This window comes from Dietzia lutea, assembly GCF_003096075.1.
GTDB classification, from domain to species: domain Bacteria; phylum Actinomycetota; class Actinomycetes; order Mycobacteriales; family Mycobacteriaceae; genus Dietzia; species Dietzia lutea.
On record NZ_CP015449.1, the window covers coordinates 3,682,597 to 3,705,563 of the forward strand.

A 22,967-nucleotide genomic window follows, 5' to 3' on the forward strand; every position below is an offset into this window, starting at 1 on the left:
GCCCGTCCGGGCATGCATCCGCGCGCGATCAGCGCCTGATCAGCTCGGGTCGCCATCCACTCGAACGGGTGGGCGCAGGGTCCACGTGTCCTTCCCCCCGCCGCCACGCGAGGAGTTGACGATCATCGACCCCGCGGGTGCCACCCGCGTCAGCACCGCCGGGACCGCGTGCGCGGTGGTCCGGCCGCCCTCGCGGCGCAGGTGCGCGAACGCTCGCAGGTCCACGTGACGCCTCTGCATCTCGCGGCCGTCGAAGGTCGGCAGCGTCGACAGGGACACCACGTCCTGGGCGATGTACCGCTCCGGTCGGGCGAGCAGGTCCTCGCGCCGCTCGGCGAGCTCGGCCTCGGTGCACTCGGGGCCGATCGTGATGCCCGCCCCGCCGTAGCCGTCGATGGGTTTGACCACCATCTCGGCCAGCCGGTCGAGGACGTGGTCCCGCTGGGTGCGGTCCGCGCAGAGGAACGTGGGGACCTGGTCGAGGATCGGGGTCTCGCCGAGGTAGGAGTCGATCATCTCCGGCACCGCGGCGTAGATCGCCTTGTCGTCGGCCACCCCGTTGCCCAGCGCGTTGGCGACGGTGAGTCGGCCCGCGAACAGGGCCTCGAGGAGCCCGTCGCGCAGCGGCACCCCGTCGAACCCGGGCGAGGACAGCAGCATGTCCTCGTCGATACGCGCGTAGACGACGTCGATCCGGTGCAGCCCGCCCCGGTCGCGGCGGTGCAGGACGCCGTCGACGAACGCGACGGCGTCCGGGGTGACCAGGGGCAGACCGGCGCGTTCGGCGATGAGGCGGTGTTCGAACCACGCCGAGTCCGTGGGCCCGGACGAGAGCATCACCACCGCGGGGTCGTCCCCGGCCGCGGGGGGCGCGGCCGCCTCGAGGCCCCCTGATCATGGGGAACGCCTCGTCGGGTGAGTAGAGTCGTAGCCCTTCCTCAGGTCGCCGAACAGCGTCGTGGTCATCTCGCGGTGGGCGTGGGAGAACGCGATGCCCGAGGGCACCCGGACGTTGTCCTCCAGGACGAGCCACCGGCCGTCATCAGCGCACACCAGGTCGACGCCGCTGATGTGGGCGCGGATCCGGCCCGGTCTCATCACCCGCCCGGTACTGCGGTAGCCGGGTGCGCGGTCCAGGGCCTCCGGGGCCAGTCGACCGGCCGCGACGATCGCCTGGTCGCCGTAGACGTCGTGGAGGAACGCGTCCACCGCCCTGGCGCGCTGCTCGACGCCCGCGGCCAGCCGCTCCCACACCTCGGAGGAGACGATCCGGGGCAGGAAGGCCATCGGGAAGACGAGCGGCCGGTCCTCCCCGGGGACCCGGAACGTCACCCCGGCGACGGCGGCCTCCTGTTCAGCCCGGATCTGCCGCGCCCGCAGCCGCACCGTGCCCACCCGCTCGAGCCGCTCGACGACGCGCTCGTACTCCGGGCGCGGCCCGCCGTCGGCGCCGATCGCCTCGTCCCAGCTCGGCCTCCTCGATCACGATCGTCCGGCCGGAGGCGTTCATGAAGAGACGGTAATACCGCTCCGTCCGGCGCACACCCGGTGCGACCGAGAGCTACGTCTCAGCGCGCCTTCCACACGGGCGCCCGCTTCTCGGCGAACGCGCGCGGCCCCTCGGCGGCGTCCTCCGAGGTCATGACGGTGATCATCTCGGTGTCGCTGACCTTCCACCTGTCGGCCTCCGAAGGGCGCGCCCCGTCAGAGATGCCGAGCGCGACGCGCTTGGTGCCCTGCACGGCCAGCGGGGCGTTAGCCGCGATCACCGCGGCCAGCTCGAGCGCCTCGTTGAGCAGGCGGTCGGCGGGCACGACGCGGTTGACCAGGTGGAGCTCGAGGGCGCGGTCGGCGGAGATCGGCTCGCCGGTGAGGAGCATCTCCATCGCCACGCGGTGCGGCAGCTGGGCGGGCAGCCGGAACGCGCCGCCGGCGGCCGCGATGAGCCCCCGCTTGACCTCGGGCAGGCCGAAGACGGCGTGCTCGGCGGCCACCACGAGGTCGCAGGCCAGCGCGATCTCGCAGCCCCCGCCCAGTGCGGTGCCGTTGACGGCGGCGATCACCGGGACCGACACGTACTGCTGCATCATCCCGGCGAAGCCCCACTCGCGATTGTCGGCGGGGAAGATGTCCTCGCCGCGGGAGATGGCCTTGAGGTCCGCGCCCGCGCAGAACGACTGCTCGCCCGCGCCGGTCACGACCACGGCGCGGATCTCGGGATCGGTGTCGGCCTCGTGCAGTGCCCGCCCGAGCAGGGTGCTCACCTCGCCGTTGACGGCGTTGCGGGCCTCGGGGCGATCGAGGATCGCGAGCAGCACGTGATCGCGGCGCTCGGTGCGGACGGCGGGACGGTTCTCGAAGCCAGCGGAGTCGGTCATGCGCCCAGTCTCACCCGGCCGGGCCGCCCGTGGTGGCGGTTCGGCGGCCGCCGGTGGCTCCAGCGGCCGGTGGCCGCTCTGCCGGCCGGTCGCCGCTCTGCCGGCCGGTGGCCGCTCTGCCGGCCGGTGGCCACGGCGCCAGTTCACCGGCCGCGCCGCCGGTTCCGTTGCCGGCCCGTCGATTCGCCGGTCGATCCGCTTGCACCGCCGCCGCTCGGTGAGCATTCCGGCAGCGTGGGTGCGCCCAAATACGCTGCCGCTCGGTCTTACGCTGCCCCTCTGGTCCGCATGGCCAGCGCACCCGGGCCGTATCCGCGCATTCCCCCAGCGCGGGCCGAACGGGCAGCGCATCCGAGGCCACTCGCGCTGGCCGAATGCTCGCTCACGTCCCCGCGGACGTCACGGCGGCTGTTCGCGCGCCGGAGCGCGGACAGGATGGCACCGAGCCGCACCGGGGGCCGCCCCGGGCGGCGGCGGAGTCAGCTGTGCAACGGCGTGATCGGCGGGACGAAGACGCAGCCCACCGGCCGCGGGTTGTCCGGGTCGAGCGCGTTGAGCACGAGGTCGCGGGCCACCGGGTCGGTGACGATTGAGACGTGCTCGGAGTAGTCCTGCGCGCAGAAGTCCTGCACCACGTAGTTCTGGGCGTTCGGCCCCTCGACGTAGCCGCTGGTGAACGGGGTGACTATCTCGTCGTAGTGCGTGAGGATGTTCGTGTACCGCACGTCCGGGTGGTACGGCGTGCCGGTCCGCCACAGGTCGTGGAAGAACTGGCTGCCGGCGAGCACCTGGTTGCAGGCACCACAGCCGACGGTCCGGAGGAAATGCTCCACCTCGTCGCGGATCCCCACCTGGCAAAACATGTCGAACGCCTGCGAGTTGAAGAACGCCGTGCTGCCGCGCCACACCGAGCCGAGGCCCACGTAGTTCTCGACGTACTCGTGACCGCCCAGTTCGTGTTGACGTACACGGCCGGCATGATCGTCCCCTGGGAGTGCCCGACGAGGTCGACCTTCTCCGCGCCGGTCACCTCGCGCACGCGCTCCACGAACGCCGCCAGCTCGGCCGCCCCCTCCTCCATCGTGCGGGTCCCGCCCAGGGCGCTGAGCGGCCACGGCGCCTGCGGGTGCGCGCTGTAGGTCAGCGCGTTGACGCATTAGCCCTCGTTGGCCAGCGTCGGCGCGAGGTACGCCCAGTTGTCCTGCCGGTTGAGGAACGTGCCGTGGACGAGGACCACCGGCCGCGGGCGGGCCTCGGTGAGCTCGCAGTCCCAGTCGTTGGTGGCCGGGTGCTCGCCGAGCGGGTTCTGGACCTCCGCGCGCAGGCCGTCGACGAACGACGCGGGGCCGGATGCGGCCCTCCGGCGGTGGGCGCCGGAACTGCGCCGGTGGTGGCGGCGGGCGGCTCGGCGCCGACGTTCGCGGCGGGCGGCTCGGCGCCGGCCTGCGCCGCCGCGGCCGAGGGGACGACGACGAGCGATACCATCGTTAGGACGAGCGCGGAGACGAGATGTTTCACGTGAATCCCTTCGGCGGGCGGCACGCGCCACCCCGCCGCGGTATGGTGAGCCGCTACCGATATATTTGATTTAAACTATCGGTCAGTGGCGCCCCACGCGGGTGCTCTTCCTTGAAGAAACGAGGTGGCGGACTTGGCCCCCACACGACTCGCACAGCGTCCGCAGCTCTCCGAGGAGGTCGCCGACCACGTCCGGACGCTCATCATGAGCGGGGAGATCCGCCCCGGCGACTTCATCCGGCTCGACGAGACCGCCGCCACCCTCGGCGTGAGCGTGACCCCCGTCCGCGAGGCACTGCTCACCCTGCGCGGGGAGGGCCTGGTCGATCTCGTGCCCCGCCGCGGCTACCTGGTCTCTCCCATGAGCCGCCAGGACATCGAGGACATCTTCTGGCTGCAGGCCGAACTGTCCAAGCGGATCGTGGACCGGGCCATCACCAGGTACGACGACGCCGCGATCGAGGCCCACGCCCGTCTGATCGACGACTTCGAGGCGGCGTCCGCGGCCGGCCACGCCGACGGCGTCGTGCACGCCCAGTACGCGATCCACCGGTTTATCAACCGGGTCTCCCGCTCGGACAAGCTCTCGCGCTTCCTGTCCAACGCGGCCCGGTACATGCCGTACCGCCTCTACGCCGAGGATCCCGAGTGGCGCGCGGGTGCCATCGTCGACCACCGGCGCATGCTGCAGGCCCTGCGAGACAGGGACCTCGAGACCGCCCACGACGTGGTGGACGGCGAGTTCGCCAACGGCGCGCGGCTGCTGGTCGCCCACCTCGAGCGGGCCGGCGTGTGGGACGAGGTCCGCGAACCGGAACTCGCCGCCGAGGCCTGAGCACCCGCACCGGCTCCCGCCGCATGCCCCGTGGGTCCCGGCGGCGGGCCCGGCGCACGGTCACCCGGCCCCGGACCCACCTCGCCGTCGTCACATCAACGGACGACCCGTCTTCAGCCGCCACTTCAGGTCGAGCAGCAGCACCCGGTAGGTGATGGTCCGCACCGACTCCGGCAGGAGGCCGTTGAGCCGCGCCGACACCGCGAGGAAGGCCTCGAAGCGCCGCTGGTCGCGCGGGCTCCACGGCAGGCCGAGCGCGTCGCGGAACTCGCGGTGCAGGAAACCCGTGGTCACCCACTTGGCGACCCGCCCGAACAGCAGCGTCGCGGGCTGGGGCAGCATCCGTAGTTCCGTGAGGCCCACGAGGTGCTCGCGGACGGGCGCGTCGAAGTGGACCCTCGACATCCCTCCTTCCAGTACTCCTCGAAGTCCGCGCGGGTCGCCGGCCACTGCTCCGGTCGCACCTGAAGCGTCGTGCCCAGCGACGGGGCGCTGGCGTAGAAGGCCTCGCGGTCGGGGTCGGTCATGGGGCCGTGCAGCCACTCGAAGACGTCCTCGAACCCGATGTACAGGCAGGCGGCCACCCACATCTGCAGCTTGGGATCGAGCGCGCTGTACTTCACGCGGCTCTCCGGCGTCGAGTGCACGCGACGGTGGATGCGCGTCACCTCGTCGCGGTAGACGCGCTTGTCCTCGTCGGTGCCCAGCGTCGCCACCGCCAGGTACTGGAACGTGGTGCGCGCCCGCTTGAAAGGTCGCTTGTAGACGTTGCCGGCGTCCACGCGGCTCTCCCGCACGCCCCAGCCGACCTCGGGCCATGACAGCTGCATGATGACGTTGGCCACGCCGCTCGCGGCGCCGAGCGAGTCGACCGCGTCGGTGACGGCGGGCGGGGACGAACGCACCACGGCGGGCGCGGGATTGCGGTGTAGCTCGGTGATCACTACGGCTTCCTCACTCGGCAGTCGGATGGGGCGCGTCGCTGCTCAGACGCCCACGGTGCCGTGCTCGGCGCGCAGCGTGCCCTTGACGACCTTGCCGCTGGCGTTGCGCGGCAGCTCGTCGACGTGGACCAGGTGCTTGGGCAGCTTGAACCCGGCGAGCTTGTCGCGCAGCCACTCGGTCAGCTCCTCGAGCGTGAGGTCGGCGACGCCCTCCTCCTCGTGCTGGGCGACGACCGCGACCGGGACCTCGCCCCACTTGTCGTCCCGGCGGCCGATGACGGCGACCTCGCGCACCCGCGGGTGCCCGGCGATGACGTTCTCCACCTCGGCGCAGTAGATGTTCTCGCCGCCGGAGATGATCATGTCCTTCTTGCGGTCGACGACGTAGACGAATCCCTCCTCGTCCATGCGGACCAGGTCGCCGGAGTGGAACCAGCCGCCCTCGAACGCCTCGGCCGTCTCCTTGGGCTTGTTCCAGTACCCAGCCATCATGGTGGGGCCGCGGTAGACGATCTCGCCGACCTCGCCCGGTCCGACCGGATCGCCGAACCCGTCGATGACCCGCGCCTGGATGGTGGGGATCACCTTGCCGACGGAACCGAGCTTGCGGATCGCGTCGTCACCGTCGAGCGCGCAGGTGATGGGGCTCATCTCGGTCTGGCCGAACACCGCGCAGTTGAGCGCGTCCGGGAAGGTCTCCGCCATGGCCCGCAGGATGGTGTCCGTGGACGGGGCGGCACCCCAGGAGATGTTGCGCAGCACCAGGTCACGCGGCCGGGCCTGCTGCTCGGCGCAGACGGCCTGCCACTGCACGGGCACGAGGAAGATGCTGGTGATCTTCTCCGCCTCGAGTGTGTCGAGCAGGGCCGCCGGATCGAACGCCTGGAGCGGGTGGACCACCGTCACGCCGCCGAGCTGGAGGCTCGGGGCGATGGAGCCGAGGGCGGCGATGTGGAACATCGGCGCCGCGCACAGGGCGCGCCCCTCCTCGTCGAACAGGCGGAACACCCGGATGCAGGTCAGCGACTGCGCGGTGAGGTTCTGGTACGACAGCATGGCGCCCTTCGGGCGGCCGGTCGTGCCCGAGGTGTACATGATGAGGGCGGTCGAGTCCTCGGGAACGTCGACCGGCTCGTGCGGCGCGCCCTCCTCGGCGATCGCGTCGGCGAAGGTCGTCTGCTCCTCGACACCGCTCTCGCCGCCGATGACGATGTGGGCGCCCGGCTCCTCACCCTGTGCCCGGATGGCGCCGACGAGCGGCGCGAGCATCGCGTCGGTGATGACGACCTTGGGCGTGCAGTCGCTGACGAGGTACGCCAGCTCCCCGGGCGTGAGCCGGAAGTTCACCGGCACCGCGATCGCCCCGAGCTTGTTGATGCCCAGCACGGCCTCGATGAACTCGGGGTTGTTGAGGGTGATGAGCATGACCCGGTCACCCTTGCCGACGCCGCGGCGCGCGAGGGCGTCGGCGAACCGGTTGCTGCGGTCGCGCAGCTCGGCCCAGGTGGTGGTCTGACCGAGGTAACGCAGTGCCTCGGCGTCGGGCTTCATCTCTGCGTGGGTGGCGACCCACGTGTTCCAGTTGTTGCGGCGCGCCGCATGCAGCTCGGCGATGGGATCCGTGGCAGTGGTCATGGTCTCGGCCTTTCGTGGCGACGGTGGGTGACTGGTGGGTGGGTCAGGTGAAGTTCGGGCGTCGTTTCTCGAGAACCGATTTGACGCCCTCGGCGAAGTCGTCGGAGACGAGCAGTTCGCACTGCCCCTCGTGCTCACGTCGGAGGGCCTCGTCGAGCTCTGTGAGGGCGGCCAGGGTGACCGCCCGCTTGGTCAGCTCGAGGGCCCGCCGGGGGCCGCACGCCAGGCGCCGCGCCAGTTTCTGCGCGGCCTCGTGCAGCTCGGCGGCCGGCAGCACGTCCACGACCAGGCCCACGTCGCGCGCCTCGGCCGCCGACACCGCGTCCCCGCGCAGCAGCATGCGGGAGGCCACCGAGCGCCCCACGGACGCGGGCAGCAGCACGCTGGCGCCGCCGTCGGGCATGAGGCCGATGTTGGTGAAGGCGAACAGCAGGTAGGCGTCCTCGGACATGAACATCATGTCCGCGGCCAGCGCCAGGGAGACCCCGACGCCGGCGGCCGGCCCGTTGACCGCCGCGATCACCGGGACGGGCGCCTTGAGCACGGCGTGCACGAGGTTGTTGGCGGCGTCCATCGTGACGCCGGGGGCGACCGCGTCGCCGGACGAGCCGGCCTCGCCGGCGGCCTGGAGGTCGGCCCCGGTGGTGAAGGCGCCACCCTCACCAGCGAGGACGATGACACGCGTGTCGTCCTCCGCCCCCACCTCGGCGATCACCTCGCCCAGCGCCTGGAGGGTCGCGTAGTCGACGGCGTTCATCCGCTCGGGGCGGTTGATCGTGATGGTGACGACGCCCGCGTCGTCCCTGTCGAGGCGGAGGGCGTCGCGTCCGGAGGCGGTCATCGGACGGCCTCCGCGGCCGCGACCATCCCGGCCAGCCGGGAGGCGATGATCTCCTCCGCCTCCGCCATCATGCGGTCGACGAGCTCGGCCACCGTGGGCACGTCGTCGATGAGGCCCTGGCACTGGCCGGCGGTCCAGATGCCGGCGTCCAGGTCGCCGTCCTCGAAGACCTTGCGCCCGCGGGCGCCGGCGACGAGGTGCTGGATGTCGGAGAACTCGACGCCTTCGGCCTCCTTGGCCACGACCTCGGCCGAGATCGCGTTGGCGGCGACCCGGGCGGTGTTGCGCAACGTCCGGAAGATCAGCTTGGTGTCCAGCTCGGAGTTGGTCACGATCTGCTGCTTGACCTGCTCGGCGACCGGCGACTCGGCGGTGCACATGAAGCGGGTGCCCATGTTGGCGCCGTCGGCGCCGAGGGCCAGAGCGGCGACCATGCCGCGCGCATCGGCGATGCCACCGGAGGCGAGGATCGGGATCGTGAGCCTGGACGCCGCCGCGGGGATGAGGACCAGGCCGGGGACGTCGTCCTCCCCGGGGTGCCCGGCGCACTCGAAGCCGTCGATGGACACGGCGTCCACGCCGAGTTGCTCGGCCTTGAGGGCGTGGCGCACGGAGGTGCACTTGTGGATCACCTTAATGCCGGCCTTGTGGAACACCGGCAGGTGCTCGGAAGGGTTCGACCCGGCGGTCTCGACGATCTTCACGCCCGACTCCACGATCGCCTGCCGGTACTCGGCGTAGGGCGGCGGGTTGATCGACGGCAGGATCGTGAGGTTGACGCCGAAGGGCTGGTCGGTCATCTCCCGGCAGCGGGCGATCTCGGAGACCAGGTCCTCGGGCGTCGGCTGGGTGAGGCCGGTGATGATGCCCAGGGCACCGGCCTCGGACACGGCGGCGGCGAGTTCGGCGCGGCCGACCCACATCATCCCGCCCTGCACGATCGGGTGGCGGACACCGAACTCCTCGGTAAAGCGGGTGCGGATCACGGCTGGACCTCCTCGTAGGTGCCGCCCGAGGTGGCCTTGGAGCGCAGGGACTCGGGCGGCGTGAACCGCTCGCCGTAGCGCTGTGCGAGCTCCTCGGCGCGGGCGACGAAACCGGGGAGGCCGCCGGGGTACTGGTCCATGTAGCGGGCGACGCCGCCGGTCCAGCCGGGGAAGCCGATCCCCAGGATCGAGCCGACGTTGGCGTCGGTGGTGGTCTCGAGCACGCCCTCGTCGAGGCACTTGACGGTCTCGATCGCCTCGGCGAAGAGCATGCGGTCGATCGCGTCCTGCAGCGGGATCTCGGTGGTGCCGCCGAAGGCGTCGGCCAGGCCGGACCACAGGCCGGCGCGCTTGCCGTCGACATACTCGTAGAACCCGGCTCCGCTCGAGCGGCCCTTGCGGTCGAACTCGTCGATCATGCGGTCGAGCACCGCGTTGCCCGGGTGGTCGGGCAGCTCGCGCCCCTCGGCCTCGGCGGCCTCGCGGGTCTCCTCCCGGATCTTGCGGGGCAGGGTCAGGGTGAGCTCGTCCATGAGGGCGAGCACGGGCGCCGGGTAACCGGCCTGCGAGGAGGCCTGCTCGATGGTCGGCGCGGGCACGCCCTCGGCGAGCAGGGCCATGCCCTCGTTGGTGAAGGTGCCGATGACGCGGGAGGTGAAGAACCCGCGGGAGTCGTTGACGACGATCGGGGTCTTGCCGATCTGGGCGACCAGCGCGAGGGCCCGTCCCAGGGTGTCCTCGGAGGTCTTGGCACCCTTGATGATCTCGACCAGCGGCATTTTGTCGACCGGGGAGAAGAAGTGCAGACCGATGAAGTCCGCGGGCCGGTCCACGCCCTCGGACAGCATGGTGATGGGCAGGGTCGAGGTGTTCGAGCACAGGAGCGCGTCGGGCGCGAGGTGCGGGGCGATCTCCGCGAACACCTGCTCCTTGACCTTGGGGTCCTCGAAGACGGCCTCGATGACGGCCTGCGCGCCGTCGGCGGCGGCGGCGTCGGTGGTCGGGGTGATGCGCGCCAGCAGGGCGTCACCCTTGAGCTGGGCCTTGTCGCGTGCCTCGCCCTCGGCGGCGCGGGCGACGGACCTGGCGACGAGCTTCTCGGAGTAGCCCTTACCGCGCTCGGCGGCGGCCTGGTCGATGTCCTTGAGGACGACCTCCATGCCGGCCTTGGCGCACACGTAGGCGATCGCGGCGCCCATCATGCCGGCACCGAGGACGACGACCTTGCCGACCGGCTCGCGCTCGGCCGAGCCGTGCTTCTTGGCGAGGCCGTTGGCCTTCTGCATGTCGAAGAAGAAGGCGCGGATCATGTTCTTGGACGTCTGCCCGGTGGCGAGGCCGGCGAAGTAGCGGGCCTCGACCTTCTCCGCGGCGGCGAAGTCGAGTCCCGCGCCCTCCACGGCAGCGGCCATGATGGCGACGGGGGCCGGGTACGGCGCGCCCTTGAGCTGCTTGCGCAGCATGGCCGGGAAGGCGGGCAGGTTGGCGGCGAGCGCGGGGTTGGACGGCGTGCCGCCGGGCATGCGGTAGCCCTTGCGGTCCCACGGCTGCGCGGCCTCGGGGGTGGCCTTGATCCACTCCTTGGCGGCGGGCAGCAGGTCCTCGGGCCCGGCGACGAGCTCGTCCACCAGGCCGATCTCCGCGGCCTTGCCGGGGCGCAGGCGCTTGCCCTCGAGCAGGACCTCCATGAGCGCGGTGGCCACGCCGAGCATGCGCACGGTGCGGACGATGCCGCCACCGCCGGGCAGCAGGCCCAGGCCGACCTCGGGCAGGCCCAGCTGGACGGCCGGGGAGTCCACCACGATGCGGCGGTGGGCGGCCAGAGCGATCTCGAGTCCGCCGCCGAGCGCGGCACCGGCGATCGCGGCCACGACCGGCTTGCCCAGGGTCTCGAGGCGCCGCAGCGGGGCCTTGGCCCGCTCGACGGTCTGGATCGCCAGGTCGGAGCCGTCGGCGGGGATGGACAGGATGTCGCCGAGGTCGCCGCCGGCGAAGAACGTCTTCTTGGCGGAGGTGAGTACGATGCCGGTGACGTCGTCGATCTCGGACTCCAGGCGGTCGACGGCCGCCTCCATGGAGGCGAGGTAGTCGGCGTTCATGGTGTTGGCGCTCTGGTTGGGGTCGTCCATGGTGAGGACGACGACGCCGTCGGCACCGCGCTCGTAGGTGATGGTGTTGGTGTAATCGCTGCTCATTGGGGTGTTCTCGTCCTTGTAAGGCTGGAGGCCGGCGCTTGTCAGAGGCGTTCGATGATGGTGGCGATGCCCATCCCGGCACCCACGCAGAGGGTGGCGAGGGCGTAGCGGGCGTCGCGGCGTTCCAACTCGTCCAGGGCGGTGCCGAGGATCATCGCGCCGGTGGCGCCGAGCGGGTGCCCCATGGCGATCGCGCCGCCGTTGACGTTGATCTTCTCCATCGGTACGTCGAGGTCCTTGGCGAACTTCATGGGCACGGCGGCGAACGCCTCGTTGACCTCGAACAGGTCGATGTCGTCGATCGCCAGGTCGGCCTTGGCGAGGGCCTTGCGGGCGGCGGGGGTCGGTCCGGTGAGCATGATCGTGGGCTCGGATCCGACGACCGCGGCGGAGACGATCCGCGCACGGGGCTTCAGGCCGTTGCGCTCGCCGGCCTCGGCGCCGCCGATGAGCATCGCGGTGGCGCCGTCGACGATGCCGGAGGAGTTGCCGGCGTGATGGACGTGGTCGAGCTTCTCGACCGAGTGGTACTTCTGCAGCGCCACGGCGTCGAATCCGGCTTGCTCGCCGAGCGCGGCGAAGGACGGCTTGAGGTTCGCGAGGTCGTCGGCGGTGGTGCCTCGACGGATGTGCTCGTCGTGGTCGAGCACGACCTGGCCGGCGAGGTCGACGACGGGGACGACCGAATCGGCGAACCGGCCGGAGTCCCACGCGGCGCACGCCAGCTCCTGCGAGCGGGCGGCAAACTCGTCGACATCGCGGCGGGAGAAGCCCTCCAGCGTGGCGATGAGGTCGGCGCCGATGCCCTGGGGCACGAACGAGGTCTCGTAGTTGACGCGCGGGTTCTGCGCCCAGGCGCCACCGTCGGAGCCCATGGGCACGCGCGACATCGACTCGACGCCGCCGGCGATGACGAGGTCCTCCCATCCGGCGCGGACCTTCTGCGCCGCGAGGTTCACCGCCTCCAGGCCTGAGGCACAGAAGCGGTTCTCCTGGACGCCCGCCACGGTCTCCGGCAGACCCGCGGCGATCGCGGCGACGCGAGGCAGCACCGCACCCTGCTCGCCGACCGGGCCGACGATGCCCATGACCACGTCCTCGATCTGCGCGGGGTCGAGTCCACCGTTGCGCTCGACGATGGACCGCAGGACGCCGACCGCGAGGTCGATCGGGGCGACGCTGTAGAGCGAGCCGCTGGACTTGCCTCGTCCGCGGGGCGTGCGCACCGCGTCGTAGATGAAGGCCTCGGGCACTGACATTGGTGGGAGATCCCTTCCGCGCTCGGGCCCGCCGGGGCCGCCGGGCGGGCGGTCTCGACGGATCCGATCACATATATGTGTGAATTGGGGTTTACTATGGCCACTGTAACCCGTGTTGTCAAGATCACACATGGTTCCGTCGAACCCGAGAGCCGAGACGCCGTGACACTGCCTCCCCCGCCTCCCGCGCCCGCGCTGTCACCTCCCGCCGCGGGCTCGCGACGTGCGGAGATAGCCCTCGTGGCGGCCGAGGAGTTCACCCGCCGCGGTTATCACTCGACCCGCGTCGAGCACATCGCCGAGCGCCTGGATCTCACGCCAGGGGCGCTGTACCGGCACGTGCCGGGCAAGTACGAGATGTTCCGCGACGCCGTGGCCGTGCTGGTGTCCGAGCTCGAGGCCGCCGCGGGATCCTGCGCGGCGCCCGGCGGTGATGCCGGAGGAGGGGCCGTAGGGAGCGCGGGAGGCGGTGCCGACGAGGCGGGCGCGGGGCCCGACGATGACGCCGCGTTGGCGCAGCTGGTCGACGCGGTCACCCGGGTCACTCTCACCCACCGGCCGCGCGCGGCCCTGTACCGCTGGCAGGCGCGGTACCTCGCGCCGGAGGACCGCGCCGCGGTGGTCGCCGCCGACGCCCGCGTGCGCCGCCGGCTCGCCGTAGCCGTCCGGGGACGACGACGAGGTGGGCCGGCCGCCGGAGCGGGTTCGGCGGCGGGGGCGATCTTGTCGTGCATCGCCTCGCTGGGGCACCACCGGATCGGGATCGACGACTCCGGCGCCGTGGCGCTGATGACCTCGATCGCCGAGGACCTGGCGGCGTCCGTGCCGCAGGCGGGACGCACACCCGCCGCGGCGACGAGACGCGCGTCCGACGCGGGAACCGGCCCGTCCCTCAACGGCTCGGCCCTCAACGGCTCGGCGGGACCGGCCGGACGGCTCCGGGGTGGCGCGGCGACGCGGGAGGGCGCCATCGCCGCGGCGATCGAGCGCTTCCACTCGTCGGGGTACGACAGCGTGACGATGGAGGCGATCGGCGCCGACGTGGGTGTGGCGGCGTCCGCACTGTACCGGTACTTCCCGGGGAAGTCGGCGTTGCTGACAGCCGCCGTGGACAGGACGGCCGTCCTGGTCGGGGATTTGCTGGACCGCCATGCCGCCTGGCACAGCGCCGACGCCGACCCGGCCGAGGTGCTGGTGGATCTGTTGGAGCAGTACGTGGCGATCGCGTTCTCCCACGGTCCGGAGCTGATGCTGTACCACTCGGAGTTGGGCTCGCTCGGCGACGACGACCGGCGTCGTATCCGGCGCGCCCAGCGCGGTCAGCTGGACCGGTGGGCGGGGCTGCTCCTCGAGGCGGCGCGTGCGCGGGGTGGGCCGCCGACCGACGTCGACATCGCCCGGATCCGTGTCCACGCCGCCCTGGCGGTGGTCCTCGACGGGGGGCGCGGCACGGGATTCGACCCGGCGGTGGCCGGCCGTCTCGCGGAGTTGGCGCGGGTCGTCCTCCTCCCCCGCTGAGCCCCGCACCGCGCTGGGGACGGCCGGGGCGATCGCGGCAGGTGGCCGGCGGGCGACCCGGGGCGGGCGCCAGTCGGAATGCGGCGGGCGACCGGCGGGGGGCTGCCCGTCGGCTCAGGCGATCGGCTGCACCGTCCCGCGGGAGTAGCGTGCGATCTGCCGACGGATGCGGCGGTCGCCGCGCCGCTCGAGCGCCCACCGCACCCTCGGCGACACCGCGGCCGCCCCGTGGGCGAGGGCGTTGGCGGGGATGATGACCGCCGGGTACCAGGGCACGGCCGGCTGCTGCCCGAGTTCCCTCATCCCGGCCAGGCCGTTGAGGTACGTGGCGATGGCCCGGTGCCGGGCGACGTCGAGCTGGCGCCGCAGTGTCGCCAGGCGCGGGAAGCCGGTCATCCCGTAGGACTCCAGCAACGACTCGGCCAGCACCACGGAGTTGTCGTCGGGCGGCGGCGAGATGCGCAGGAAGTGGTACATGTCCCGCAGCGCCCGGCGGGGCCGCTCGTGCAGGAAGTCCTCGTCGACGCCCATGACCAGGCCCACCCAGCGCCACAGGTGCATGACGGCCCGCGCGTCGCGGGGCGAGTGCGGGATCCCCAGCACGAGTGTCCCCAGCAGGAACGTGGCAGAGAAGAGGCCGTTGGTGGCGGCCATGTCGCCCTGGTTGATCGGCATGCCCTTGGCCGCGGTGTCCCAGCCCTTGTCGAGCATCGCCCGGTTCACCCGCGCGTGCATCAGGCGCACGTGGACGGTCATCTCCCAGCCCCGGCTCCCCGGTCGCCAGCCGCCCGGTGCCGCGACCGCGTGCCACCAGGCCATCGTCTCGGCGATGCGCCGGGACGTGCCCTCGCCCGTGAGCCGGCCCGTCGAGGTGAGCACCTCGGTGGTGGCGGACGGCCGGTAGCCGCCGAGCAGCGCGAGATCCCCGAGCACGTCCTGCCCGGTCAGTCCCGCCCGGAGGCAGACGCGGGCCCCGCGGTCGGCCAGGTCCGGATCGAGCCAGTCGGGCAGGTCCGTGACCGACCGGACGAAGGCGTGGACCTCCTCCGGCTCGTCGGCCGGCAGCGGACGACCGGCGATCGCCTCGTCGAGGGCCTCCCGCAGCCGGGACATCGACGTGTCCCCGCGCGAGATGGCCTCGAGGAGGGCGTCGGCCGCGGGATCACCGCTCATCAGCGCCCGGGAGATCCTCGCCCGCTCGGCGGGCGTCGGGCCCGAGCGTACGTCGGCGAACGGCCGGAGCATGCGGGCGGCCCTGCGCCCCCACGCCTCGTCGGCGGCGAACCGGGCCGGGGCGCCCGCCGGGCGGACGGGTGCCGGGCGGGCGGGTGCGGACCGGAGCGTCACGCCACGGCCTCTCCCGGTGCGCCGTGCGCCACCGGGCACGCGCCCATCCGGTCGCGCGGCTGGATGGGGCACGCCCCCAGGTCAGCGGGCCGGTAGCCCTCCGGGTACCCGGGGTACGTCCGGTTCTCGGTCCCGCGCGAGCCCAGCTCGTGGCGACGGACCGGCATCCAGCGGACGACCTTCGATCGCGCCCGCAACGCCCCGTACGCGGCCTTCCGCAACGCCGACGGCTGCCACGGGAACCCGAAGGCCCGGGTCATGTCGTCGTCGATCAGCGACTGCACGACCCTGCGCACCACCGGCCGGGCCGCCTCGGGGTACCAGGAACACATGAGGTCCAGGGTGTACGTGCCGATCAGCTCGTTGCTCGGGGCGTAACGCATCGTGCGCGCCTCGTAGTCGTCCCGCCAGCGCCGGAACTCCCCGATGTCCTCGGGGATGTCCGCGATCTTCATCCGCTGGCCCACCCCGCGGTAGAAGTGGAACGCGGCCAGGCGCTCGTTCGGGTGCAGGCGCCGCCACCCGTTCGCGTCGATCCACTCCAGCGGCTCGTAGATGAACGTCGACAGGACGTAGAGCATGTCGTCATTCGTGATGTCGTACCGGGCGTGCTGGCGGTTGATCACCCGCAACGCCTCCTTGCCGCGCGGCGAGTCATAGCCGTGCTCGACGAGCTCCACCATGAGCAGCGCCGTGTCGTCGTACCGCTTCTGTGGGTGGTCGCGGAAGTTGCCCGCCTCCTCCAGCACGGCCGACACCGACGGGATGCAGTAGGTCCTGTACAGCGCCAGCTCAAGGGCGCGCTGGTAGTCCCACGGGAACTCGTACGTCGAGGTGATGCGATGGATCTCCGCCGCGTCCGCCACCGGGTCCAGCGTCGCGATGAGATCCCGCCAGTACCACCGCCCGGGCTTGAGCGGGACCCGCGCCGTCAGCGGGTGTTCGACTGCCGAGTCCACGACGAGGTCGGCCGGGATCGTCCCGAACACCCCGGGCAGAGCGGGCCGATCGGAGTCCGAGGCCCTCGTCGTGGTCTCCCCGGTCTTCTCCGGAGTAGTGGCGGTCATGTCACATCACAGCTTTCCCTGGACGTTGGCGAGCATCCACTTGACGATCTTGATGTCGCGCGGCTTGCGGGTCATGGTCATGAGGTTCAGCGGCGCCGAGAACTTCTGCGCGGTGATGGCCTTGGGCCGTGCGAACTCACGCAGGCCGTCGGCGCCGTGGATGCGGCCGAAGCCCGAGTCGCCCGAGCCACCGAACGGCAACGCCGGGATGCCGGCGAACGCCAGGAACGAGTTGACCGACACCATCCCCACGTCAAGCTTCTCGGCCAGCGCGAGCCCGCGCCTCTTGTCACCGGTGAAGATCGACCCGCCGAGGCCGTAGCTGCTGGCGTTGGCCTTCTCCACGGCCTCCTCGAGATCCACGACCGGGTTGATGACCACGGTCGGGCCGAAGGTCTCCTCCGTCACCGCACTCGAGTCCTCGGGGACGTCGACCAGCACAACCGGCTCGACGATCCTCTCCCCCACCGAGTCCTCGCCGCCCAGGACCGCCTTGCCCCCGCGGGCGATCGCGTCCTTGACGTGCCGGCGGATGATGTCGACCTGCGCGGGGAGCGTCATGGGCCCGTAACTCGAGGTGATCGCGTTGCCGGGGGTCAGCGCGCGGACCTTGGCCGTGAACTTCTGGACGAACGCGTCCTGGACGTCCTTGTGGACGTAGATCCGCTCGACGCCCGCGCAGGTCTGCCCGGCGTTGCCCATCGCGCCGAAGACCGCCTGGTCAGCGGCCGCGTCGAGATCGGCGTCGGCGTCCACCAGGAGCGCGTCCTTGCCGCCGCCCTCGATGACGACCGGCGTGAGCGTCTCCGCGCAGGCGGCCATGACCTTGCGGCCCGTCGCCGCGGAACCGGTGAAGGCCAGCTTGTCGACGCCCGCCTTGCACAGGGCGGCACCCGTCGATCCGTCGCCGGTGATGGTCTGGATCAGCGGCTGGGACGCCCCGAGGGAGTCCCACACCTCGGCGAGCCACACCCCGACACCCGGGGTGAGCTCGCTCGGCTTGAACACGACGGCGTTCCCGGCGGCCATCGCGTAGGACAGCGTGCCCATCGGGGTGAACACCGGGTAGTTCCACGGACCGATGGCCCCGACCACGCCGTAGGGCTGGTACTCGACGTACGCGGCCTGGTTGGACATCATCAGCCCCGCCGAGACCGGCCGCCGACGCAGCACCTTGTCCGCGTTCTTGGCCGCCCACTCCAGGTGGCTGACGGCGAGCATGACCTCGAGCGTCGCGTCCTCGTCCGGCTTGCCGGTCTCGGCGGAGATCAGCGACGCCAGCTCCTGCGCGCGCGAGGAGATGGCGCGCTTGTACTCCAGCAACCACTCGCGACGGCCGCGCGGACCCTGGTTCCGCCACCAGCGCGCGGCTGCCCGGGCGCGCTCCACGGCCAGGGCGACCTCCTCGGGCCCGGCGATCGGGTATTCCGCGAGGACGGTGCCGTCGCGGGGGTCCAGGCTCGCGAACGTGGACCCCGTCTTGCTCGGCTCGGTGGTGGTCATCCGTCACCCTCTCGTCTCAGATCACATATATTTGATGTAGCGTACCGTGATACCGGCCACAGTAGTCCACCGTGACCGTATCCGATACCCCACTCGAGTCCACCGACAGAAAACGAGGCGAGAAGTGTTCGACATCCTCACCGAAGAGCAGCGTGACTTCGCCAAATCCGTTGACGATTTCTGCGCACGCGAGGTCGGCAGCCCCGAGAAGCGGCGCGAGCTCACCGCCGAGGGCGGAACGCACTCGCCCGAGATCTACTCCAAGATGGCCGACCTCGGCTGGCTCGGACTGACCGTCCCCGAGGAGTACGGCGGCTCCGACGCCGGCGCCGTGGAGCTGTGCCTGCTCCTCGAGCACCTCCTCAAGGGCCTCGCCCCCATCGGCGGCATCGGCCCCACCCTCATCACCGCCGCCGCCTACCAGAAGTTCGGCAACGAGGAGCAGCGCAAGCGCGCCCTCGAGCTGGTCGTCGAGGGCGGCACCCTGTCCATCTCCATGTCGGAGCCCGGCGCCGGGTCCGACGTCGCGGCGCTGCGGTGCAAGGCGGAGCGCGACGGCGACGACTGGGTGATCAACGGCCAGAAGACCTGGTGCTCCAACGCCCACTTCGCCGACCGCATCCTGCTCGTGGCCCGCACCGACTCCTCGGGCAAGAAGCACGAGGGCATCACCATGTTCGACGTGCCGGCCGGCATCGAGGGCCTCCAGATCACCGGCATCGAGACCATGGGCGGGAAGGAGGTCAACGACCTCTACTTCACCGACGTGCGCCTGCCCGCGGACTCCGTGATCGGCGAGGTCGGCGGCGGCTGGAAGCAGCTCATGACCGGCCTCAACACCGAGCGGCTCATCCTCGCCGCGATGCAGCTCGGCGTGGCACAGCGCGCGTTCGACGACTGCCTGAACTTCATCAGGGAGCGCGAGCAGTTCGGCCGCCCCGTCGGGACGTTCCAGGTCATCCGTCACCGCATGGCGGATCTGGCCACCGAGATCGAGGCCACCCGACTTCTCGTCTACGCGGTGGCCAAGAAGGTGGACGAGTCCGATCCCGACGCCCTGTTCCCGCGCGAGGCGTCCATGGCCAAGCTCAAGGCGACCGAGCTCAGCAAGCGCGTCACACTCGAGTGCATGCAGTCGATGGGCGGCTACGGGTACGCCACCGAGTACGGCATGGAACGCATGGTCCGGCAGGCCGTCGTCTCCACCATCTTCGGCGGCACGAACGAGGTCCAGCGCGACATCATCGGGAAGACCCTCGGGCTGTGAGCGCCGCCAGCACAGACTCCACCGTGACCGGCGCCCGGGCCGGGGAGGGGGCCGACAGCGGTGGGGCCGACGCCGAGCTCGACCGGATCCGCGCGCTGGAGACCGTCCCGTCCGAGCGCGTCTCGACACTGTGGGACGCCCTCGAGCCCGCGCGGGTCGACGAGATCGCCGGTAGCCGGTGGCGGGGTACGGGACTGGACACCGGCCACCCGATGTACGGCACCCTCGGGACGATGCACTGGTGGGGCAAGGACTTCACCAATGCGCGGAAGGTCGATCCCATTCTCGTCACCGACGAATCCGGCGAGATCGTGCCCGACACCTCCGCGACCGGGGGCGGCGGGGCGTCGCTGTGGGAGGTCTCCTTCCGGGGCCGCCCGACCGCCTCCATGGTGTACGACCGACTGCCGGTGATCGACCACTTCGCCGTCGTCACCTCCGGCTCGGACGGGCGACCCACCACCCTCCTCGCGGTGATGAACGGACGCGGCACCGTCCACGAGGGCGAGCATTTCTGGTTCGTCCTCGAGCGCGACGGCTGACCACCCGCCGACGCCGGGGCACCACCGCGGCGGGTCCCGCCCGACTTCGGGTGCGGGGCCCGCCGCGAGACCCCACAATGGGGCGCATGACCCGAAGCACCGAACGTCCGGTCCGCATCGCCGTCCAGCTGCAGCCGCAGCACACGCCCGACTACGCCCTCCTCCGCGACGCCGTCCGGCGGTCCGAGGACGCCGGCGTCGACGTGGTCTTCACCTGGGACCACTTCTTCCCCCTGTACGGCGAGCCCGACGGCGCCCACTTCGAGTGCTGGACGCTGCTCGCGGCGTGGGCCGAGCAGACCGAACGCGTCGAGCTCGGGGCCCTCGTCACGTGCAACAGCTACCGCAATCCCGAACTGCTCGCGGACATGGCGCGGACCGTCGACCACATCTCGGACGGACGCCTCATCCTCGGCCTGGGCAGCGGCTGGTTCGAACGCGACTACGTCGAGTACGGGTACGAGTTCGGCACCAAGGGCTCGCGCCTCGACGAGCTGGGCCACTCGCTCGACCGGATCGAGCAGCGCTTCGCCAAGCTCAACCCCGCACCGACCCGCGACATCCCCGTCCTCCTCGGCGGCGGCGGGGAGAAGAAGACCCTCCGGCACGTGGCGCGCCACGCCGACATCTGGCACTCGTTCGTGGACGTGGAGACCTACCGTCACAAGTCCGAGGTGCTGGCTCGACACTGCGCGGACGTCGGGCGGAACCCCGCCGAGATCGAGCGCTCCACCGAGATCGGCGGGGCCAGCACCCCGGACGAGGCTCGGCGCATGGCCGACGAGCTGCACGCGGAGGGCATCACCCTGTTCACCGTGGGGCTCAACGGCCCCGACTACCCGCTGGATCTGGTCGAGTCGCTGGTCGCCTGGCGCGACGGGCGCTGAGGACTCCCGCCGCGCGGGCCGGGTCCCCGCGACGTCAGCCCGCGCGGACCGCCCTGTCGACGCGCCGCCACGTGCGGAACGTGAACCACGAGATGACCAGCATGAGCACCAGGACGAACGAGGCGAAGATCGACGGGCGTCCGGTGAGGATCAGGCCCACCGCGTTGACCAGCGCGAGCACGGTGAAGAAGGCGACGAACCCGGCGATCACCTCCAGGCGCTGACGGGAGGCCAGCGCGTCACTGCCGCTGCGCGCCACGCCGATCAGCTCTTGAGGCCGCCGGCGGTGAGGCCGGAGATGATCCGCCGCTGGAAGAGCAGCACCATGATCACCAGCGGCACGGTGACGAGCGCGCCGGCGGCCATGATCGCCGCGTGCGGCGGGATGTAAGGGTTGACGCCGGAGAAGCGGGCGATCGCCACGGTGACGGGTTCGGTCGCCGTGGTGGACAGCTGCTGCGAGAGGATGAACTCGTTCCAGGTGATGATGAACGCCAGGATCGCGGTGGTGAACAGCGCCGGTGCCGCGAGCGGCAGGATGATCTTGATGAACGCCTGGCCGCGGGTGGCGCCGTCGACGCGGGCGGCCTCCTCGAGCTCCCACGGCAGGTCGTTGAAGAACGACGTCAGCGTGTAGATCGTCAGCGGCAGCGCGAACGAGATGTTGGGGATGATGAGCGCCTGGTAGGTGCCGATCCAGCCGATGTCGGTGAAGAGCTGGAACAGCGGGGTGACCAGGGCGACGCCGGGGAACATCGACGCGGCGAGGATGAGGCCGGTGACGAAGAACTTGCCGCGGAAGTCGACCCGGGCGAGCGCGTAGGCGGTGAACACGCCGAAGGTCAGGGCGAGCGCGGTGGTGACCGAGCTGATGATCACCGAGTTGATGATCGCGCCCAGGAAGTTGTTGCCGCCGTCCGTGGACAGTGCCTCGCGGAAGTTGTCCAGCGTGACGTTTGAGGGCAGGGGGCTCGCGGAGAACACGAACCGGTTGTCGCGGAACGCCGTGACGAGCATCCAGTAGAACGGCGCGAGCCCCCAGATGAGGATGAGCAGGGCGCCGACGTAGGTGCCCGCGGTGCGGCCGAGGGGCTTGCGCGGGGGCTTGAGGTCCCTGTCGTCGGTGCGTCGGTCCGGGCCGGAGGTCGACGACGACGAGGTGGTCGTCGTCGTGGTCGGCGAGGTGCTGTGGTCAGGCACTCGGTGGCTCACCGGATCTCCTCCTTCTTGCCCGTGCGATCTTCCACGACGTTCGCGCCGAGGAACTTCACCATGATGTACGCGACGGCGAAGACCAGCAGGAACACCAGAGTCGAGATCGCGGAGGCGCTGTTGAAGTTGCCCATCCTCATCTCGTTGACCACGAGCATGGACACGGTCGCGGTGGGCGAGTTGGAGTTCGCCGAGACCAGGATGACGGGCAGGTCGTACATGCGCAGCGCGTCGAGCGTGCGGAACAGGATCGCGACCATCAGCGCGGGCCGGACCAGCGGCAGGGTGATGCGGACGAACTGCTGCCACCGGGAGGCGCCGTCGACGCGGGCCGCCTCGTAGACGTCACCGGGGATCATCTGCAGTCCGGCCAGGATGAGCAGGGCCATGAACGGCGCGGTCTTCCACACGTCGGCCACGATGATGGCCACACGGGCGTAGAAGGGGTCGGTGGTCCAGGCGATGTTCGTGCCGAGAATCGTGTTGGCGATGCCGTTGGGGTCGAAGATGAACGCCCACAGCTTGGCGGTGACGGCGGTGGGGATCGCCCAGGGGACGAGCACCGCGGCCCGCAGGAGGGAGCGGCCCCAGATGCTCTTGCCCATGATGACGGCCATCGCGAAGCCGAGCACCGTCTCGAGCGAGACGGTGGTGACCGTGAAGAACAGGGTGTTGCCCATGGCGGGCCAGAAGTCGGTGGCCGAGACGCCGTCGGGGCAGGTGACGGTACCGCCGCCGGGGGCCGGGCAGGCCTGCGTGAGCCAGTAGAGGTAGTGCTGGAAGCCGGCGAACCCACCCTGGGTGAACATCCCGGTGGCCGGGTCGAGTCCCCGGTCGGCCATGAAGGACAGGTACACCGCGCGGACGATCGGGTAGCCGATCACCACCGCGAGGATGATCAGCGCGGGGCCCACCATCCACACCGGTCGCCAGTCGAACTTTTTCGCCACTAGCGGAGCCTGGGACTTCTCGCTCGTCGTCATCTCGCCGCTTCCTCGCCGGGTGCGCCCCACCCTGTCAGGGAGACCGCTGG

General features: G+C 71.2%; 20 protein-coding genes and 2 pseudogenes. 7 read left to right on the forward strand and 15 right to left on the reverse strand.

Features of this window, described 5'->3' with window-relative positions:
- Nucleotides 1-39: 39 nt before the first annotated feature.
- The 3 genes and pseudogenes from A6035_RS16935 to A6035_RS18345 all read right to left on the reverse strand — a co-directional run bounded on the left by A6035_RS16935 (nucleotide 40) and on the right by A6035_RS18345 (nucleotide 3,301).
- Nucleotides 40-1,287: pseudogene (locus A6035_RS16935) on the reverse strand (circularly permuted type 2 ATP-grasp protein).
- Nucleotides 1,288-1,568: 281 nt separating this feature from the next.
- On the reverse strand, nucleotides 1,569-2,378 hold the full coding sequence (locus tag A6035_RS16940; RefSeq protein ID WP_108848891.1) for a crotonase/enoyl-CoA hydratase family protein: 810 nt from the start codon (nucleotides 2,376-2,378) through the stop codon (nucleotides 1,569-1,571).
- 479 nt (nucleotides 2,379-2,857) lie between these two features.
- Nucleotides 2,858-3,301 carry a hypothetical protein gene (locus A6035_RS18345; RefSeq protein ID WP_159149721.1) on the reverse strand — a complete coding sequence of 148 codons (444 nt, stop codon included), beginning with the start codon at nucleotides 3,299-3,301 and terminating at the stop codon, nucleotides 2,858-2,860.
- An 18-nt stretch (nucleotides 3,302-3,319) separates the two neighbouring features.
- Here A6035_RS18345 and A6035_RS18350 point away from each other — a divergent pair, with 18 nt between their 5' ends.
- From A6035_RS18350 to A6035_RS16960, 3 genes are all read left to right on the forward strand, one after another.
- Nucleotides 3,320-3,517, forward strand: a complete 198-nt coding sequence (locus tag A6035_RS18350; RefSeq protein WP_159149720.1) for a hypothetical protein — start codon at nucleotides 3,320-3,322, stop codon at nucleotides 3,515-3,517.
- 83 nt (nucleotides 3,518-3,600) lie between these two features.
- A complete protein-coding gene (locus tag A6035_RS16955) occupies nucleotides 3,601-3,900 on the forward strand; it encodes a hypothetical protein (RefSeq protein WP_108848894.1) in 300 nt (99 codons plus the stop codon).
- A 120-nt stretch (nucleotides 3,901-4,020) separates the two neighbouring features.
- Nucleotides 4,021-4,731 carry a GntR family transcriptional regulator gene (locus A6035_RS16960; RefSeq protein ID WP_108848895.1) on the forward strand — a complete coding sequence of 237 codons (711 nt, stop codon included), beginning with the start codon at nucleotides 4,021-4,023 and terminating at the stop codon, nucleotides 4,729-4,731.
- 90 nt (nucleotides 4,732-4,821) lie between these two features.
- On the opposite strand, the pseudogene A6035_RS19465 reads toward A6035_RS16960, so the two are convergent.
- From A6035_RS19465 to A6035_RS16990, 6 genes and pseudogenes are all read right to left on the reverse strand, one after another.
- Nucleotides 4,822-5,561, reverse strand: a pseudogene (locus tag A6035_RS19465) (oxygenase MpaB family protein).
- A 156-nt stretch (nucleotides 5,562-5,717) separates the two neighbouring features.
- Complete coding sequence (fadD5, locus tag A6035_RS16970; RefSeq protein ID WP_108848896.1) at nucleotides 5,718-7,310, reverse strand: fatty-acid--CoA ligase FadD5; 1,593 nt, start codon at nucleotides 7,308-7,310, stop codon at nucleotides 5,718-5,720.
- Between the two features lie 43 nt (nucleotides 7,311-7,353).
- Complete coding sequence (locus tag A6035_RS16975) at nucleotides 7,354-8,151, reverse strand: enoyl-CoA hydratase (protein WP_108848897.1); 798 nt, start codon at nucleotides 8,149-8,151, stop codon at nucleotides 7,354-7,356.
- A complete protein-coding gene (locus A6035_RS16980) occupies nucleotides 8,148-9,134 on the reverse strand; it encodes an NAD(P)H-dependent flavin oxidoreductase (RefSeq protein ID WP_200836306.1) in 987 nt (328 codons plus the stop codon). The genes A6035_RS16975 and A6035_RS16980 overlap by 4 nt, the downstream gene beginning before the upstream one ends.
- A complete protein-coding gene (locus A6035_RS16985; RefSeq protein ID WP_108848899.1) occupies nucleotides 9,134-11,332 on the reverse strand; it encodes a 3-hydroxyacyl-CoA dehydrogenase NAD-binding domain-containing protein in 2,199 nt (732 codons plus the stop codon). The genes A6035_RS16980 and A6035_RS16985 overlap by 1 nt, the downstream gene beginning before the upstream one ends.
- A gap of 41 nt (nucleotides 11,333-11,373) precedes the next feature.
- Nucleotides 11,374-12,591 carry an acetyl-CoA C-acetyltransferase gene (locus tag A6035_RS16990; RefSeq protein WP_108848900.1) on the reverse strand — a complete coding sequence of 406 codons (1,218 nt, stop codon included), beginning with the start codon at nucleotides 12,589-12,591 and terminating at the stop codon, nucleotides 11,374-11,376.
- A 240-nt stretch (nucleotides 12,592-12,831) separates the two neighbouring features.
- Between A6035_RS16990 and A6035_RS16995 the strand changes: the two genes are divergently transcribed.
- A complete protein-coding gene (locus tag A6035_RS16995) occupies nucleotides 12,832-14,109 on the forward strand; it encodes a TetR/AcrR family transcriptional regulator (RefSeq protein ID WP_162534017.1) in 1,278 nt (425 codons plus the stop codon).
- A 114-nt stretch (nucleotides 14,110-14,223) separates the two neighbouring features.
- On the opposite strand, the gene A6035_RS17000 is transcribed toward A6035_RS16995, so the two are convergent.
- From A6035_RS17000 to A6035_RS17010, 3 genes are read right to left on the reverse strand one after another with little or no spacing between them, the layout of a single operon-like run.
- On the reverse strand, nucleotides 14,224-15,456 hold the full coding sequence (locus tag A6035_RS17000; protein WP_162534018.1) for an oxygenase MpaB family protein: 1,233 nt from the start codon (nucleotides 15,454-15,456) through the stop codon (nucleotides 14,224-14,226).
- Entirely contained in the window at nucleotides 15,453-16,523 is a 1,071-nt protein-coding gene (locus A6035_RS17005; RefSeq protein ID WP_200836290.1) for an oxygenase MpaB family protein, read from the reverse strand. The genes A6035_RS17000 and A6035_RS17005 overlap by 4 nt, the downstream gene beginning before the upstream one ends.
- Before the next feature lie 6 nt (nucleotides 16,524-16,529).
- Nucleotides 16,530-18,026, reverse strand: a complete 1,497-nt coding sequence (locus A6035_RS17010) for an aldehyde dehydrogenase family protein (protein WP_108848903.1) — start codon at nucleotides 18,024-18,026, stop codon at nucleotides 16,530-16,532.
- 124 nt (nucleotides 18,027-18,150) lie between these two features.
- Between A6035_RS17010 and A6035_RS17015 the strand changes: the two genes are divergently transcribed.
- The 3 genes from A6035_RS17015 (at nucleotide 18,151) to A6035_RS17025 (ending at nucleotide 20,722) form a co-directional block, all read left to right on the forward strand.
- Nucleotides 18,151-19,293, forward strand: coding sequence for an acyl-CoA dehydrogenase family protein (locus A6035_RS17015; RefSeq protein WP_108848904.1), 1,143 nt, complete (start codon nucleotides 18,151-18,153; stop codon nucleotides 19,291-19,293).
- Complete coding sequence (locus A6035_RS17020; protein WP_235026531.1) at nucleotides 19,290-19,835, forward strand: GXWXG domain-containing protein; 546 nt, start codon at nucleotides 19,290-19,292, stop codon at nucleotides 19,833-19,835. Before A6035_RS17015 ends, A6035_RS17020 begins: the two co-directional genes overlap by 4 nt.
- Nucleotides 19,836-19,921: 86 nt before the next feature.
- Nucleotides 19,922-20,722 (forward strand): LLM class F420-dependent oxidoreductase, encoded by an 801-nt coding sequence (locus A6035_RS17025; RefSeq protein ID WP_108848905.1) that lies wholly within the window; start codon nucleotides 19,922-19,924, stop codon nucleotides 20,720-20,722.
- A gap of 34 nt (nucleotides 20,723-20,756) precedes the next feature.
- Here A6035_RS17025 and A6035_RS17030 read toward each other — a convergent pair whose 3' ends face one another.
- Genes A6035_RS17030 through A6035_RS17040 form a run of 3 tightly spaced genes read right to left on the reverse strand, consistent with a single transcriptional unit; the run spans nucleotide 20,757 to nucleotide 22,917 of the window.
- Complete coding sequence (locus A6035_RS17030; RefSeq protein ID WP_108848906.1) at nucleotides 20,757-20,981, reverse strand: hypothetical protein; 225 nt, start codon at nucleotides 20,979-20,981, stop codon at nucleotides 20,757-20,759.
- A gap of 5 nt (nucleotides 20,982-20,986) precedes the next feature.
- Nucleotides 20,987-21,934: a carbohydrate ABC transporter permease gene (locus A6035_RS17035; RefSeq protein WP_235026532.1), complete on the reverse strand. Its 948-nt coding sequence runs from the start codon at nucleotides 21,932-21,934 to the stop codon at nucleotides 20,987-20,989.
- Nucleotides 21,931-22,917: a carbohydrate ABC transporter permease gene (locus A6035_RS17040; protein ID WP_108848908.1), complete on the reverse strand. Its 987-nt coding sequence runs from the start codon at nucleotides 22,915-22,917 to the stop codon at nucleotides 21,931-21,933. Before A6035_RS17040 ends, A6035_RS17035 begins: the two co-directional genes overlap by 4 nt.
- Between the last annotated feature and the right edge of the window lie 50 nt (nucleotides 22,918-22,967).